At 68.2% G+C, this 15,910-nt stretch carries 9 protein-coding genes; 2 read left to right on the top strand and 7 right to left on the bottom strand.

Features of this window, described 5'->3' with window-relative positions; translation table 11 throughout:
* Window positions 1-17: 17 nt before the first annotated feature.
* The 4 genes from AC5020_RS04970 to AC5020_RS04955 form a co-directional block, all read right to left on the bottom strand.
* On the bottom strand, window positions 18-1,892 hold the full coding sequence (locus AC5020_RS04970; RefSeq protein WP_377794369.1) for an ABC transporter ATP-binding protein: 1,875 nt from the start codon (window positions 1,890-1,892) through the stop codon (window positions 18-20).
* Window positions 1,889-2,842, bottom strand: a complete 954-nt coding sequence (locus AC5020_RS04965) for an ABC transporter permease (protein ID WP_377019044.1) — start codon at window positions 2,840-2,842, stop codon at window positions 1,889-1,891. The genes AC5020_RS04970 and AC5020_RS04965 overlap by 4 nt, the downstream gene beginning before the upstream one ends.
* Window positions 2,832-3,761, bottom strand: a complete 930-nt coding sequence (locus AC5020_RS04960) for an ABC transporter permease (RefSeq protein ID WP_377019043.1) — start codon at window positions 3,759-3,761, stop codon at window positions 2,832-2,834. Before AC5020_RS04960 ends, AC5020_RS04965 begins: the two co-directional genes overlap by 11 nt.
* A gap of 168 nt (window positions 3,762-3,929) precedes the next feature.
* Window positions 3,930-5,570, bottom strand: a complete 1,641-nt coding sequence (locus AC5020_RS04955) for a peptide ABC transporter substrate-binding protein (RefSeq protein ID WP_377019269.1) — start codon at window positions 5,568-5,570, stop codon at window positions 3,930-3,932.
* 290 nt (window positions 5,571-5,860) lie between these two features.
* On the opposite strand from AC5020_RS04955, the gene pgi reads away from it, so the two are divergent.
* A complete protein-coding gene (gene pgi / locus AC5020_RS04950; protein ID WP_464987444.1) occupies window positions 5,861-7,558 on the top strand; it encodes a glucose-6-phosphate isomerase in 1,698 nt (565 codons plus the stop codon).
* A 169-nt stretch (window positions 7,559-7,727) separates the two neighbouring features.
* Here the strand turns inward: pgi and AC5020_RS04945 are convergent, their stop codons facing one another.
* A complete protein-coding gene (locus AC5020_RS04945; RefSeq protein WP_377803294.1) occupies window positions 7,728-9,131 on the bottom strand; it encodes an MFS transporter in 1,404 nt (467 codons plus the stop codon).
* Window positions 9,132-9,349: 218 nt separating this feature from the next.
* Between AC5020_RS04945 and AC5020_RS04940 the strand changes: the two genes are divergently transcribed.
* Entirely contained in the window at window positions 9,350-10,915 is a 1,566-nt protein-coding gene (locus AC5020_RS04940; RefSeq protein ID WP_377019041.1) for a flotillin family protein, read from the top strand.
* Between the two features lie 85 nt (window positions 10,916-11,000).
* Here the strand turns inward: AC5020_RS04940 and AC5020_RS04935 are convergent, their stop codons facing one another.
* Both AC5020_RS04935 and dnaE read right to left on the bottom strand, forming a co-directional pair.
* The gene (locus tag AC5020_RS04935) at window positions 11,001-12,206 is read right to left on the bottom strand and encodes an acyl-CoA dehydrogenase family protein (protein WP_377019040.1); all 1,206 of its coding nucleotides are present in this window, start codon (window positions 12,204-12,206) and stop codon (window positions 11,001-11,003) included.
* Window positions 12,207-12,256: 50 nt separating this feature from the next.
* Window positions 12,257-15,817, bottom strand: a complete 3,561-nt coding sequence (dnaE, locus tag AC5020_RS04930) for a DNA polymerase III subunit alpha (RefSeq protein WP_377019039.1) — start codon at window positions 15,815-15,817, stop codon at window positions 12,257-12,259.
* Between the last annotated feature and the right edge of the window lie 93 nt (window positions 15,818-15,910).

Genomic DNA, 15,910 nt, shown 5'->3' with positions numbered 1-15,910 from the left:
CCGCGGGCGCCATGGGGTCAGACGTGGCCCGACTGCGAGAACGGATCGATCACGTCGTCCGGTCGCGGATCGGCGGTCTCCCCCGCGTCGTCCGCGGCCGTGTCCGCTGTCGTCTCCGCGGGCGCGTCGACGTCGATCGTCTCGGCCCCCGCGAGCGGGATGGTCCGGCCGGGGATCGCCGCGAGCAGGCGCTTCGTGTAGTCCTGCTGCGGATCGTGGAAGACCTCGTCGGTGGTCCCCTGCTCGACGACCTCGCCCTTCTCCATGACCAGCGTGCGGTCCGCGATCTGACGGACCACCGCGAGGTCATGGGTGATGAAGAGATAGGACAGTCCCAGCTCGGCCTGCAGATCATTGAGCAGGTCGAGCACCTGGGCCTGGACCAGCACGTCGAGCGCCGAGACCGCCTCGTCGCAGATGACGACCTCCGGGTCCAGGGCGAGGGCGCGGGCGATCGCGATGCGCTGACGCTGACCGCCCGAGAGCTCGTTGGGGTAGCGCTGCATCATCGAGGCCGGCAGCGAGACCTTCTCCAGCAGGTCGCGCACCCTGGCCTCCCTGCTCCTGGCATCGCCGATGCCGTGCAGCCGCATCGGCTCCTCGATGGTGCGATAGATCGAGTACATCGGATCCAGCGTGCCGTAGGGGTTCTGGAAGATCGGCTGCACCTTGCTGCGCAGCGTCTTCAGCTCCCGGCGCGAGTGCGTCGTGACGTCCTTGCCCTCGAAGAGCACGCGCCCGGAGGTGGGCTTCAGCAGCCGCAGGACCATCTGCGCGACGGTCGACTTGCCGGAGCCGGACTCCCCCACGATCGCCGTGGTGGTGCCGCGCTGGAGCTCGAAGGAGACGTCGTCGACGGCGCGGAACGGCGTGGATCTCCACGGCACGGCCCCACGGATCGGGAAGTCCTTGGTCAGGTGCTCGACCTGGATCACCGCCTCGTCGGCGGAGCCCTGACCTGGAGCGTCGTCCCGTTCGGCCGCATGGCGCCGGGCTTCGGCGGAGGTGCGCTCGCGCTCGCTGACGGAGACCAGTCGGCGCGAGGCCAGCGACGGCGCGGCCGCGATGAGCCGCTTGGTGTAGGGATGCTGCGGCTTCTGCAGGATCTCCAGCGCCGGACCGGCCTCGACGACGCGGCCCTTGTACATGACCACCAGGTTCTGGGCGCGCTCGGCGGCGAGGCCGAGGTCATGGGTGATCAGCAGCACCGCGACCCCGAGCTCCTTGGTCAGCGAGTCGAGATGGTCGAGGATCTGCTGCTGGACGGTGACGTCCAGGGCGCTGGTGGGTTCGTCGGCGATGAGCAGCTTCGGGCGCGCGGCCAGGCCCATCGCGATCAGCGCACGCTGCTTCATGCCGCCCGAGAACTCGTGCGGGTACTGGTTGGCGCGGCGCTCCGCATCGGGAAGGCCGGCCTCCTTCAGCAGCTCGATGGTCCGCTCGTGCGCGGCGGAGCCCTTGACCACGTTGTTCGCGGTCAGAGCCTCCTGGATCTGGGAGCCGACCTTCCACATGGGGTTGAGGTTGCTCATCGGATCCTGCGGGACCAGTCCGATCTCGCTGCCGCGCAGGGCGAGGATCTCGCGCATGGGCACATCGGTGATGTCCCGTCCGGCGAAGCGGATCGAGCCGGCGGTGACCGAACCGTTCTCGGGCAGCAGCCGGGCGATGCTCATCGCGGTGGTGGACTTGCCCGATCCGGACTCGCCCACGATCGCGACGGTCTCGCCGGGATAGACCTCGAGATTCGCGGCCCGGACGCCCTGCACGGGACCCGAGGAGGTCGTGAACGTGATCTCGAGATCGGAGAGCTCGAGCAGGGGCTCGGCCGGCTTCCCTCCCGGATTCTCCGGCTGGGAGAAGGGCTGGGACTGCGGAGAGGTGGTGGTCATCGCTTCTTCGCCTTCGGGTCGAGGGCGTCGCGCACGGCGTCACCGAGCATGATGAAGCTCAGAACGGTGATGGCCAGCGCCAACGAGGGGTAGAACAGCATCATCGGCTGGGAGCGCAGAGCGTCCCGCGCGGTGGAGATGTCCCCGCCCCAGGACACTGCCGAGGGCGGCAGCCCGACCCCGAGGAACGTCAGGGTCGCCTCGGCCACGATGTACACGCCGAGGTTCACGGTGGCCGTGACGATCACCGGGGCGATCGCGTTGGGGATCACATGCTTCAGCAGGATCGACGTGCGTGAGGCGCCGAGTGCCGTCGAGGCCGTCACGAAGTCCTGGTTCTTCACCGAGATGACGGAGCCGCGCATGATGCGGGCGATGTTGGTCCACCCGAAGATGCCGAGCACGAGGACCACGATCCACACGTTGATGTTGTCGAAGCGGTTGCCGATCACGATGGCGCCGAGGATCAGGGGGACCGCGAAGAAGATGTCGGTGACGCGGGAGAGGATCGCGTCGAAGATGCCGCCGACGAAGCCCGCGATCGAGCCCAGCACGCTGCCGATCAGCGTCGAGAGGATCATCGTGAAGAAGCCGACCGTCACCGAGGCGCGGGCCCCGTAGAGCGTGCGTGCGAGCACGTCGTAGCCCTGGATCGTGGTGCCGAAGGGATGTTCGCCGCTGGGTTCCTCCCGCGCTTGCGAGAGGTCGCCGTAGGTCGGGTCCTGATCCGTGAACACGCCGGGGAACGCGGCGATGAACAGCAGTCCCAGGATCATGATCGCGGAGATGATGAAGACCGGGTTGCGGATCAGGCTGTGCAGGGCCTCGCCCCACATCGAACGCGGTGTCGCGGTGGTGTCGACGGCGTCGACGGCCTGCAGCGGGGTCTCCTCGAGCGGCGCGACGTAGTGCTCCGCCGAGGGGCGGATGGCGCGGGCTTCACTGGGCATAACGGATCCTCGGGTCGAGCACGGCGTAGAGCAGGTCCACGATGAGGTTGGCGAGCAGGAAGATGATCACCAGCAGCGTCACGATCGAGACGATCAGCGGGCTCTCACCGTCGTTGATGGCCCGGAAGAGCAGCGAGCCGATGCCGCTGATGTTGAAGATGCGCTCGGTGACGATGGCGCCGCCCATGAGGGCGCCCAGATCGGCACCGATGAAGGTGACGACGGGGATGAGCGAGTTGCGCAGGATGTGCTTGGTGATCACGCCGCCGCGGGAGAGGCCCTTCGCGGTCGCGGTGCGGACGTGGTCGGCCGTGGCGACCTCGGCGACCGAGGTGCGGGTCAGGCGCAGCACGTAGGCGAAGGAGACGGCTCCCAGCACGGTGGCCGGGACCAGCAGGTTCACGAAGGACGGGTCGCGGCCGACATTGACGGGCACCACGCCCAGCTGGACGCCGAGCACGAACTGGGCGACGAAGCCGATGACGAAGGTCGGCACCGCGATCAGCAGCAGGGACACCATCAGCAGCGTGGTGTCGATCAGCGTGCCCTTCTTCAGCCCGGAGATCACGCCGGCGATCACACCGAAGACTGCCTCGATGACCACCGCCATGATCGCGAGCCGGAACGTGACCGGGAACGCCGCGGCGATCTGATCCGCGATGGGCCGGCCGTTGAAGCCGACGCCGAAGTCGCCTTGGACCAGGTTCCCCAGGTAGATCAGCCACTGGATCAGGACCGGCTTGTCGAGGTTGTACTGCTGCCTCAGCTGGTCCTCGATGGCCGCGGAGATGGGTTTGTCCCCGGCGATCGTCGCGATGGGATCGCCGGCGGAGGCGAAGGCCATCAGATAGACGATGAGGGTGGCACCGAGGAACACGGGGATCATCTGCAGCAATCGCCGCACGATGTACCAGATCACGTTGTTCGCTTTCGACGTCGGATTCGGGGCACAGGCCCCGGCGGGCAGCCCGGGACGAAGGGTACCGGGCGCACGACAGCGGGAACCGGGCTCGGCCCGATCCCCGCTGACGGGTGTGACGGATCAGTTCGGTTCAGACCGCAACGACGTCTGATCCGTCACAGAGGATCACTTGGTGATCTCGTAGTACAGCGGCACCGTGTCCCATCCGTACTCCACGTTCGAGACCAGGTCCGAGTAGCCGCCGAAGGTGTTCTGGTACCACAGGGGGATCACCGGCAGGTCCTCGAGGAGGATCGCCTGGGCCTCCTTGTACTTCTCCAGCGCGGCATCCTGGTCGGGAGCGGCCAGGCCCTCCTCGAGCAGGGCGTCGAACTCGGGGTTCTTGTAGTCGCCGTCGTTGCTGCCGCCGCCATCGGCTGCGGCGGACGAGTACAGCGGGCCGAGGAAGTTGTAGACCGACGGGTAGTCGGCCTGCCAGCCGGACCGGAACGATCCCTCGAGCTCGCGGTTGGTGATCTGCTCGCGGAACTCGCCGAAGGCCGGGAACGGCTGCCCGGACGCCTCGATGCCCAGCACGTTGGAGATCGAGTTGCAGACTGCCTCGACCCAGCTCTGGTGCGGGCCGTCGGCGTTGTAGGACAGGGTGAAGGGGCCTTCGAAGGGCTCCATCTCCTCCGCCTGGGCCCACAGCTCCTGAGCCTGCGCCTCGTCGAAGGTGAGGACCTCGGCGCCGGGGATATCGGTCTGGCCGCCGCCGTCGATCACCGGGGCCACGAAGTCGGTCGCCGGGGTGCGGGTGCCGAAGAACAGGTTCTCGCAGATCGAGTCACGGTCGATGGCGTAGGAGATCGCCTTGCGGCGCAGCTTGCCGACCTCGCCCTGGAACTGGGGGTCGTAATTGGGGATCGTGAACGACTGGAACACCGCTCCGGGGGCGTTCACCGCGCGGTCGCCGAGCTCATCCTCGAAGGACTCCAGCGCGGAGTCCGGGATCTGGTCGGTGACGTCCACGGCGCCCGACTGAAGGTCGTTGTACATCGTGTCGTTGTCCGCGTAGATCACGAAGGTGACGCCGGCGTTCTGGGCCGGGCGGGCGCCGGCGTACTCGGGGTTCGGGACCAGCACGATCTCGGAGTCGTGGGTCCAGGTGTCGACCATGTAGGGCCCGTTGCCGACGGGCTTCTCGCCGAAGGCCTCCATGTCCTCGAAGGCGGATTCCGGCAGCGGGGAGTACGCGGTGTAGCCCAGGCGGCTCGGGAAGTCCGACTGGGGCGAGACAAGCTTGACCGTGAACGTGGTGTCGTCGACGACTTCGAGGCCGGACATCGTCATGTCCTCGGTGGCGTCGTCGGCCGAGACCTCGTCGTACCCCTCGATGGGCTCGAAGAACGAGTTGCTCAGCTGAGCGTTGGTGGCGTTCGCCCCGAAGTTCCAGGCGTCCACATAGTTCTTCGCGGTCAGCGGCGTGCCGTCGGAGAACTTCTGGTCGGCCTTCAGCGTGATGGTCCAGGTCTGGTTGTCCTCGGACTCGATGGACTCGGCCATCTCGTTCTCGACCTTGCCCTCGGCCGTGTAGTACACGAGCCCGGAGAAGATCGACGTGACCACGCGGCCACCACCGACCTCGTTGGTACTGGTGGGGATCAGCGGGTTCTGGGGCTCGGTGCCATTGGCCAGGACGGGCTCGCCGGATCCTCCGCCGTCGCCGGAACCGTCACCGGCTCCCCCACCGGAGCAGGCGGCGAGGGCCGCGGCAGCGCCGGTGACTGCGGTACCGAACATGAGGGATCGTCGGGAAAAGGCCATGGGGGTCTCCTCGGAGATGACTCGGGTTGTGGTCATCGTGCTTCGTCACACACGACGCTTAAGCCAGTGTGCACCCTCGGCTGTCAACGACAGTCCACCTGTCGGTAACGCTTCGGTCTCGTCCGCGACACCTCGCCCTGTCGCACGGCGCCCGCCCCGCAGATGTCCAGCGCGGCGGTCCGCCCGGAGTCGAGCGCGGCAGGGCGCGCACAGCACACATGCGCACAGGGGCGCTCGACGCGATTCCCGCGGGGTGTCGGCGATCCCGGCTGACGGTGTTCAATGGCGGTATGACTGCTTCGAACGCCGCTTCGTCCGCCCCCGTCGACCCGACTTCCACCGCCGCCTGGGAGGCTCTCGAGGCGCACGACCTCGAGCTGACCGGCTCCCTGCGCGAATGGTTCGACGCCGATCCCGACCGCGCGGAGCGCTTCAGCCTCGAGGCCGCCGACCTCCACGTGGACCTGTCCAAGAATCTGATCACCCCCGAGACCATGGAACTGCTCCAGCAGCTGGCCCGTGAGGTCGGCGTCGAGCAGCGCCGTGACGCGATGTTCGCCGGCGAGCACATCAACACCACCGAGGACCGCGCCGTGCTGCACACCGCGCTGCGTCGGCCCGTCGGCACCCCGGACGCCCTGGTCGTGGACGGCCAGGAGATCGATCGGGACGTCCAGGCCACCCTGCGCCGGGTCTACGACTTCGCGAACGCGGTCCGCTCCGGCCAGTGGACCGGCGTGACCGGCAAGCCGATCCGGACCGTGGTCAACATCGGCATCGGCGGCAGCGACCTGGGACCGGTCATGGTCTACGAAGCGCTGCGTCCCCTGGCCCAGGACGGCCTCGAGGCCCGCTTCATCTCCAACATCGACCCGACCGACGCCTACGCCACCACCGCGGACCTCGACCCCGAGACCACCCTGGTGATCGTCGCGTCGAAGACCTTCACCACCCTGGAGACCCTCACCAACGCGCGCCTGGTTCGTCAGTGGCTGCTGTCGGGCCTGCGGGAGAACGCCGCGCTCACGCCCGAGCAGGAGAAGGAGGCCGTGGCCAAGCACTTCGTGGCCGTCTCCACCGCGCTGGACAAGGTCGAGGCCTTCGGGATCGATCCTGACAACGCCTTCGGCTTCTGGGACTGGGTGGGGGGCCGCTACTCCGTGGACTCCGCGATCGGGACGGTGCTGGCCGTCGTGCTCGGCCCGGAGGTGTTCGAGGAGCTGCTGTCCGGCTTCCACGCGATGGACGAGCACTTCCGCACCGCGCCGGCCGAGGCGAACGTGCCGCTGCTGATGGGCCTGATCAACGTGTGGAACGTGAACTTCCTGGAGGCGGAGACCCATGCGGTCCTCCCCTACTCCCAGTACCTGCACCGCTTCCCGGCCTACCTCCAGCAGCTGACCATGGAATCCAACGGCAAGTCCGTGCGCTGGGACGGCTCGACCGCGGCCACGGAGACCGGCGAGGTGTTCTGGGGCGAGCCCGGCACCAACGGTCAGCACGCCTTCTACCAGCTGATCCATCAGGGAACCCGCATCGTCCCGGCCGATTTCATCGCCTTCGCCACGCCCAACCACGCGCTGGCCGACGGCGACCAGGACGTCCACGAGCTGTTCCTGGCCAACTTCTTCGCCCAGACCAAGGCGCTGGCCTTCGGCAAGAGCGCCGAGGAGGTACGGGCCGAGGGCACCGAGGGACCGCTGGTGGCCGCCCGGGAGTTCTCCGGCGACCGTCCCACCACGTCGATCATGGCGCCGAAGCTCACGCCGTCCGTGCTGGGCCAGCTGATCGCCCTGTACGAGCACATCACGTTCGTCCAGGGCGTCGTGTGGGGCATCAACTCCTTCGACCAGTGGGGCGTGGAGCTCGGCAAGCAGCTCGCCAAGGACCTCGGCGCGGCCGTGGCGGGGGACGACGCGGCGATCGGGAGCGAGGACTCCTCGACGGCCTCGCTGATCCGGTATTACCGCAGCCACCGCGAGAGCTGAGCGGCGCGCGGGCGCCGGGCGCTCGGTCGAGCGCGCCGGGCCCCGACACGCTGAGCGCAGGAACCTGAGCGCCGGAAGAGGGCGGTCCCTGACGGGGCCGCCCTCTTCTGACGTGAACCGTGCTCGTCGACCACGTGACCGCGCACGCGGCAGCCGCGCAGTCGAACAGTCACGCCAGGTAGTCGATCTCGCGGGTCTCCTTGCCGATGAGCAGTGCGGCGAGCGTGATGAATGCGGCGAGCGTCAGGTAGCCGCCCACCAGCCACAGCGGACCGTCCATCAGCTGCCACAGCGCGATCATCGCGTACGGGGCGGGCGCGGCTCCGATCACCGAGGCCATGTTGTAGCTGACCGCGCTGCCGGTGTAGCGGACGTCGGCCGTGAACATCTCCGGGAGGAACGCCGCCATCGGTCCGAACGTGAGGCCCATCAGCGTGAATCCGAGGATCAGCGTGGCCATCACACCGATCGTGCCGGCGTGGATCAGGGGCTCGATCAGGAGGCCGAAGACGGCGATCCCGGCGGTGACGCCGAGCAGCAGCTTGCGGCGACCGATCCGGTCCGCGAGCGGACCGGAGACCAGGGTGAAGATCCCGAAGAACACGACGCCGATGATCAGCATGGTCAGGAACTCGGGCCGCTCATAGCCGAGGCCCGGCGTGAAGGCGTCGGGGTTGAACTCGTTGCCGGCGGCTTCGGCGGCGGCGCGGGCGGTCTCCTCGTCGGCGACGGTGGTGCCGACGACCATGAGAAAGGCGGTCATCAGGTAGAAGAGCACGTAGGTGGCGACCATGGCGATGGTGGCCAGGATCAGCGGCTTCCAGGCGGTGCGGAAGACCCGGGCGATCGGCACCGCGGCGACCCGCTGCTCGTCGATGACCTTCTGGAACGCCGGGCTCTCCATGAGTTTCAGCCGCACCCACAGGCCCACCACGACCAGGATGGCCGAGAGCAGGAACGGCAGTCGCCAGCCCCACGTCATGAACTGCTCGTCGGTCATCGTGACGCTGAGGACCACGAACAGCAGGTTCGAGAGGATGAACCCGATCGGCGCGCCGAGCTGCGGGAACGTCCCGTACAGCGCGCGCTTGCCCGGCGGGGCGTTCTCGGTCGCCAGCAGCGCGGCGCCGGACCACTCCCCGCCGAGGCCCACGCCCTGGCAGAAGCGCAGGAGGACCAGGATGGCCGGCGCCAGGAACGCGAAGCCGGGCGTCGATGCGGTGGGCAGCACACCGATCAGGAACGTGGCGATGCCCATCACCAGCAGGCTCGCCACCAGCGTGGTCTTGCGACCGACGCGGTCCCCGAAGTGACCGAACATGAGGGAGCCCAGCGGCCGGGCCACGAACGCGACTCCGAAGACCGCGAACGAGCTCAGCAGCTGGTTCGCCGGGGTCTGGGTGGGGAAGAAGAGCTGCGGGAAGACCAGGGACGCCGCAGTGGCGTACGCGTAGAAGTCGAAGAACTCGATCGTCGTGCCGACCATCGACGCGGTGATGACGCGCCCGCGCGTGTTGGCTGGTGCCGCCGCAGGCGCGGACGTGAGGTGGGGAGAAGGCGGAGTGCTGTTCACGAGCGCCGACCCTAGCCCGCACATCCCATCATGCGGACGTACTGCACACATGGTGAGACGAGCGCTGGGACCGTGCCGGCGATTGGCGTATCGCCCCAGGTCAGCGGCATCTGGTCCGGTTCTGAGATCGACCGCCATACAGCGGCGTTCGATGGAAGACTGTCCCTCGGCGGGTCTCGGACGGAGGAGATCCGCCCACTACTGACTGAGGGGACTCCATGGAAGCACTCATACCGATCCTGGGCGGCGCGGCTGTGCTGCTCGTCGCGGTCCTGATCCTGGCCGTGATGCTGATGCGCAGCTATCGGATCGCGGCTCCGAACGAAGCACTGATCATCACCGGCCGCAATGCGAAGACCAGCCCGACCGGCGACATCGATCTCGAATCGGGCAGCGCCCGTGTGATCATCGGCGGTCGCGCTATCGTGCGGCCCATCGTGGACCGCGCGTTCGTGCTGAGCCTGAGCTCGCGGCAGATCCCGGTCGAGGTCGAGGGCTACTCGATGAACGGCATCTTCCTGCGACTGCGCGGGGTGGCGCAGGTCAAGGTCGGCGGCAATATCGAGGATGTCCGCAAGGCCTCGCAGCGCTTCCTCGATCAGCAGCAGCAGATCGACCACTACACCCAGGAGATCCTCTCGGGCACCCTGCGCGCCGTGGTCGGCACGCTGACGGTCGAGCAGATCATCCGCGATCGCGCATCCTTCGCCAGCCAGGTCCAGGCCGAGGCCGAGCATTCGATGAACAATCAGGGTCTGGTCATCGATACCTTCCAGATCTCCGCGATCGAGGACGACGGCTCGTACCTGCGCGACTGGGGCCGGCCCGAGGCGGCCCTGGTGGCCAAGCGCGCCGCCATCGCCGAATCGGACGCCAACCGGGAGTCCACCCAGGCGAAGAACCTCAACCTGCAGCAGGAGGCGGAATCGAAGCAGTCCTTCGATCTGCGCCAGGCCGAGATCAAGGAGGAGACCGACGCCCGTCAGGCGATCGCGGACGCCGCCGGTCCGCTGGCCCGCGCCGCGCAGCAGCAGAAGATCATCGAGCAGGACGAGCTGATCGCTGTCCGCAACAACGACCTGCGCGAGAAGCAGCTGATCGCGGAGGTCCACAAGCCGGCCGAGGCCAAGCGCTACGCCGAGCAGCAGGACGCCGACTCCAAGAAGTACGCCCGCGTGGCGCAGTCCGAGGCGGAGCTGACCGACGAGCGCAACCGCGCGGAGGCCCGCAAGGTCACCTCCGAGGCGGAAGCATTCTCGATCGAGGCCCGGGGCCGGGCCGAGGCCGAGGTCGAGCTGCAGCGTCGTTCGAAGGACGCCGAGGCGGTCCGGCTCGAGGGTCAGGCCGAGGCCGACTCGCTGCGCGCCAAGGGTGAGGCCGAGGCGGCCGCCATCCTGGCCAAGGGTGACGCCGAGGCGGAGACGACGCGTGCCCGTGCCGAGGCGTACAAGCAGTTCAACGACGCCGCGGTCCTCGCGCAGGTGCTCGAGGTGCTGCCGTCCGTCGCCAATGAGCTGGCGGCGCCCTACTCGAACATCGACAACCTCTCGGTGTTCTCCACCGATGGGGAGGCCAAGATCGGCCAGAACATCTCGGTCGGTCTCGCCCAGGTGCTCGACATGGTCAAGTCCACCACCGGTGTGGACTTCCAGGACACCCTCCAGCGCGCCGCCGAGGGCGGTCGCGTGGTGCGCGAGCAGTCCGAGTCCGCCGGCGCGGCACCGTCGTCCACCGCTCCCGAGCCGGCGGACGACCTCCCCGTTCCCGCCGACGAGACCTCCTGAGCCCGCTCAGGTCAAGCGCCTCCGCGAGGCCATCGATCGCCCCGGCACTCCTCCTGGAGGGCCGGGGCGATCGTCGTACGTGCAGTCATCGCGGCAGCACCGGCCGCGTGCCGCCGATCTCGCCCAGCAGCGACTTCGCGTAGGAGGCGTGGACGGACTCAGCGTCGGAGGGGTGGTACATCGCGGCACGCACGTCCCGGGAGAGCCGTTCGAGCTCGCTGCGCCGGAAGTACTGGGCCCCGCCGCTGGCGCGGAGGACCTGGTCGACCGCACCGATGGCAACCTCGGTGGCTCGGGACTTCACCCCGGAGAAGTGCTGGAACCATTTGGGGCCGTGGTCGGTCACGCCGACGCCGCTCTCCCCCAACCCCAACGCGTCGAGGTCGGCCATGAGCTTGTCGATCTGCAGGACCACTCCGTCGACGGCGATCGCGGCGTCGGCGAGGCGCCAGCGGATGTCGGGGTCGTCGGCGTGGACGATGCCGCGCGTGACGTTGCGGCGCGTGGTGGCGAGGTCCGCGCCGACGATGATCGCGCGCTCTGCGATGCCGGTGTACACCGAGGCGATCAGCAACTCGAACGCACCGAAGATGCCCATCACGAACGGGTCCTGATTGGGGCCGACGGGGGTCAGCGCCAGGACCCGGTCCGCGGCGATCGGGGCCCGGTCCAGCACGGTGGTGCACGACTGCGTGGCCCGCATCCCATGCGTGTCCCAGTCCGGGACCGTCTCGACGGCGTCGGTGCGCTCTATCACGCCGAACACCAGGCGAGGATCGACTTCGGAGGTGCGGGCGAGCCGGCCGTGGACCACGAGGCGGTCCCACACGGGGGCGAGGGAGGTGAAGATCTTGGTGCCGCTGACCTGGTAGCCGCCGTCGCGCCGGGCGTCGGCCCGGGTCGAGGAGTCGAACAGCATGGCCTCGTTGCCGGGCTCGGAGATCCCGAAGGCGAACAGACGGTTCGCCGCCGCGTCCTCGAGCATCGTGCGCACCGAGCCGGCTCCGAGCCGGTGGGCGTGCAGGGAGGCACCGGTCACCACGAGATGCATGTTCATCGCCAGCGCCGTGGCCGGCGCGGCCTGCGCCAGGCGCCGCTGGACCTGGGTCGCCTCCAGCAGGCTCGCGCCGAGACCGCCGAGCTCGACCGGCACCAGCAGGCGCAGGTAGCCGCGCTCGCGCAGATCCGCGAGATCCTGCTCCGGGAAGGTGTTCTCCCGGTCGTGGATCACGGCGCGCTCGCGGAACGTGTCCAGCAGGGAGGCGGGCAGCAGGTCGTCGGCGATGCTCATGGACCTACGCTAATCCAGCGCGCCCCGTTCCAGCACGCCGGGCAGCGCCGTCACTGCAGGCAGCTGGGGCCCAGCAGGGCCTTCAGGGAGGCGTACAGTGCGGCCGACGGCGACACCGAGAGGCGCTTGTCCAGCTGCATGAGCGTGGTGCGTCCCGGTTCCTGCAGGCGCAGACGCACCTCGCTGGAGCCGGGGTTGTCCTCGAGCACCCCACGCAGCTTCTCGGCGACAGCACTGGTGGCGCGCATCGCCGGCAGAGCGATCACGACGGGCCCGTCGGGGCCTGCGCCCGTCTCCGGGATCGACATCTCCATCACGCGCAGCTCGGGCATGCCCTTGGAGGTGTCCACCCGACCCTTCATCGAGACGATGAGGTCCTCGGCGAGCTCCGTGGCCACCGTCTGGTAGGTCGAGGGGAACATCAGGCAGTCGATGGAGCCCTCGAGGTCCTCGACCGTGGCGATGGCCCACATGTCGCCCTTCTTGGTGGTCTTGCGCTGCAGCGACGTGATCAGCCCGGCGATGGTGACCATGGAGCCGTCCTCGACGGCGCCATCGTCGGCGAGCGCACTGATCGACGTCGAGGAGTTCTGGGCGATGACGTGCTCGAGGCCGTACAGGGGGTGGTCCGAGACGTACAGGCCCAGCATGTTGCGCTCGAAGGCGAGCTTCTCCTTGCGGTCCCACTCGGGGACGTCGGGGACGACGATGGTGGCGGCCGAGCCGGTGGCCACCCCGTCGTCACCACCGCCGGCGCCTCCGAAGACGTCGGCGAACAGGTCGTACTGGCCCTGGGCCTCCTTGCGCTTGACGTCGACCACGGAATCGACCGCGTCCTCATGGATCAGCACCAGGGAGCGGCGGTTCGCGCCCAGGGAGTCGAAGGCGCCGCCCTTGATCAGGGACTCGATGGTGCGCTTGTTGCACACCGACAGCGGGACCTTGTCCAGGAAGTCCGTGAAGGAGGTGAAGGCGCCCTTCTCCTCCCGCGTCTTGATGATCTCCTCGACCACGTGGGCGCCGACATTGCGGATCGCCGAGAGACCGAAGCGGATGTCGTCGCCGACGGCGGAGAAGTAGAGGTCGGATTCGTTGACGTCCGGCGGCAGCACCGTGATGCCGCGGTGGCGGCAGTCCCCGAGGTACAGGCCCAGACGGTCGCGGTTCTCCTGGGTGGAGGTCAGCAGGGCCGCCATGTACTCGGTGGGGTGGTTGGCCTTGAGGTAGGCGGTCCAGTAGGAGACCACGCCGTAGGCGGCCGAGTGGGACTTGTTGAACGCGTAGTCGGCGAAGGGCAGCAGCGTCTCCCACAGGGCCTTGACCGCCTCCGGGGAGTACCCGTTCTCCCGCATGCCGGCTTCGAAGGAGACGTACTGCTTGTCCAGCTCCGCGAGCTTCTTCTTGCCCATCGCGCGGCGCAGGATGTCGGCTTGGCCGAGGCTGTATCCGGCGACCTTCTGCGCCGTCTGCATCACCTGCTCCTGGTAGACCAGGACCCCGTAGGTCTCGCCGAGGATCTCGGCGAGCGGCTCCTCGAGCTCGGGGTGGATCGGGGTGATCTCCTGCAGCCCGTTCTTGCGCAGCGCGTAGTTGGTGTGCGAGTTCATGCCCATCGGCCCCGGGCGGTACAGCGCGGAGACGGCGGTGATATCGCCGAACTGGTCGGGCTTCATCTGCCGCAGCAGCGTGCGCATGCCGCTGCCATCGAGCTGGAAGACGCCCAGGGTGTCGCCGCGCTGGAGCAGCTCGTAGGTCTTCTCGTCGTCGAAGGGCAGCTGCTCCAGATCCGGCGGGGTCTTCCCGTTGCGCGCCATGTTGTCGACCGCGTCCGAGAGGACGGTGAGGTTCCGCAGGCCCAGGAAGTCCATCTTCAGCAGCCCGAGGGTCTCCAGGGTGGGGTACTCGAACTGGGTGATGATCTGGCCGTCGGAGGGGCGGCGCATCATCGGCACGATGTCGATCAGCGGGTCGCTGGACATGATGACCGCGCAGGCGTGGACGCCCCAGCCGCGGGTCAGGCCCTCGACGCCCTTGGCGATCTCGACGACCTTCTGGACGTCGGGGTCCTCGTCGTGGATCTTGCGGAACTCCCCCGCCTCGGCGTAGCGCGGATGATCGGGGTCGAAGATGCCCTTGATCGGGATGTCCTTGCCCATCACCGTCGGCGGCAGCGCCTTGGAGAGACGGTCGCCCATCGCGTACGGGTAGTCCAGGACGCGAGCGGCGTCCTTGAGGGAGTTCTTCGTCTTCATCACGCCGTAGGTGATGACCTGTGCGATGCGGTCGTCACCGTACTTGCGCTCCACGTACTCGATGACCTCGCCGCGGCGGCGATCATCGAAGTCGACGTCGAAGTCGGGCATGGAGACGCGGTCGGGGTTCAGGAACCGCTCGAACAGAAGCCCGTGCTCGAGCGGGTCGAGATCGGTGATGCGCATGGCGTAGGCGACCATCGAGCCCGCGCCGGAGCCACGGCCCGGCCCCACGCGGATGCCCTGCTCCTTGGCCCACTTGATGTAGTCCGAGACGACCAGGAAGTAGCCGGGAAACCCCATCTGCAGGATGATGCCGACCTCGTAGTCGGCACGCTGCTTGACCGCGTCGGGGATGCCCATCGGGTAGCGGTACTCCAGGCCGCGCTGGACCTCCTTGACGAACCAGGACTCCTCGTCCTCCCCGGGCGGGGTGGGGAAGTTGGGCATGTAGTTCGCGCCCTCGTCCGTGGTGCGGAAGTGGACGTCGCACATCTCGGCGATGCGCAGAGTGTTGTCGCAGGCCTCGGGGAACTCGCGGAACAGCTCGCGCATCTGGGCGGCGGACTTCAGGAAGTAGCCGGAGCCGCCGAACTTGAAGCGGTCGGGGTCACTCAGGCGCGACCCGGAGTTGATGCACAGCAGGACGTCCTGGATGGTGGCGTCCTCCTCGCGCACGTAGTGGAGGTCGTTGGTCGCCACCAGCGGGGCGCCGACAGCCTTGGCCACCGCCAACAGATCCTTGGTCACCCGTTGCTCGATGGACAGGCCGTGGTCCATCAGCTCGATGAAGTAGTTCTCCTTGCCGAACATGTCCTGGAACTCGCCGGCCGCCTTGACCGCCTCGTCGAAGTGGCCCAGCCGGAGGCGGGTCTGGATCTCGCCGGAGGGGCAGCCGGAGGTGGCGATCAGCCCGTCGGAGTACTTCGAGAGGATCTCGCGGTCCATCCGGGGCCACTTGCCCATTTGGCCGTCCAGCGAGGCCTCCGAGCCCAGCCGGAAGAGGTTGTGCATGCCCGCGGTGCTGCGCGAGAGCAGCGTCATGTGGGTATAGGCGCCACGAGCGGAGACATCGTCCCCGGCGATCTGCTGCTCGCGGGTCCCCCACTGGACACGGGTGCGATCGTGACGGCTGGTCCCGGGCGTCACATAGGCCTCCAGCCCGATGATCGGCTTGACCCCGGCGTTCTTCGCCGTCTTGTAGAACTCGTAGGCGCCGAACAGGTACCCGTGGTCCGTGATGGCCACGGCCTGCTGCTCCTGGCGGACCGTCTCCTCGACGAGTCTGTCGATCTTCGCCGCCCCGTCCAGCAGGGAGTAATCGGTGTGGACGTGGAGGTGCACGAAGTCGTCGGACATGCGTTCCAGGGTAGCCAGTCAGGCCCTGCGACGCGCCGCGCCGGGGCCGGTCCGACCCGTCGGGGAGGTCACCTCGGCGAGTCCGGCGTGTCG

It is taken from the genome of Brachybacterium sp. SYSU DS0246, from assembly GCF_059391765.1.
The sequence above is the reverse complement of the archived record's forward strand: the minus strand, read 5'-3'. Positions and strand labels throughout refer to the sequence as shown.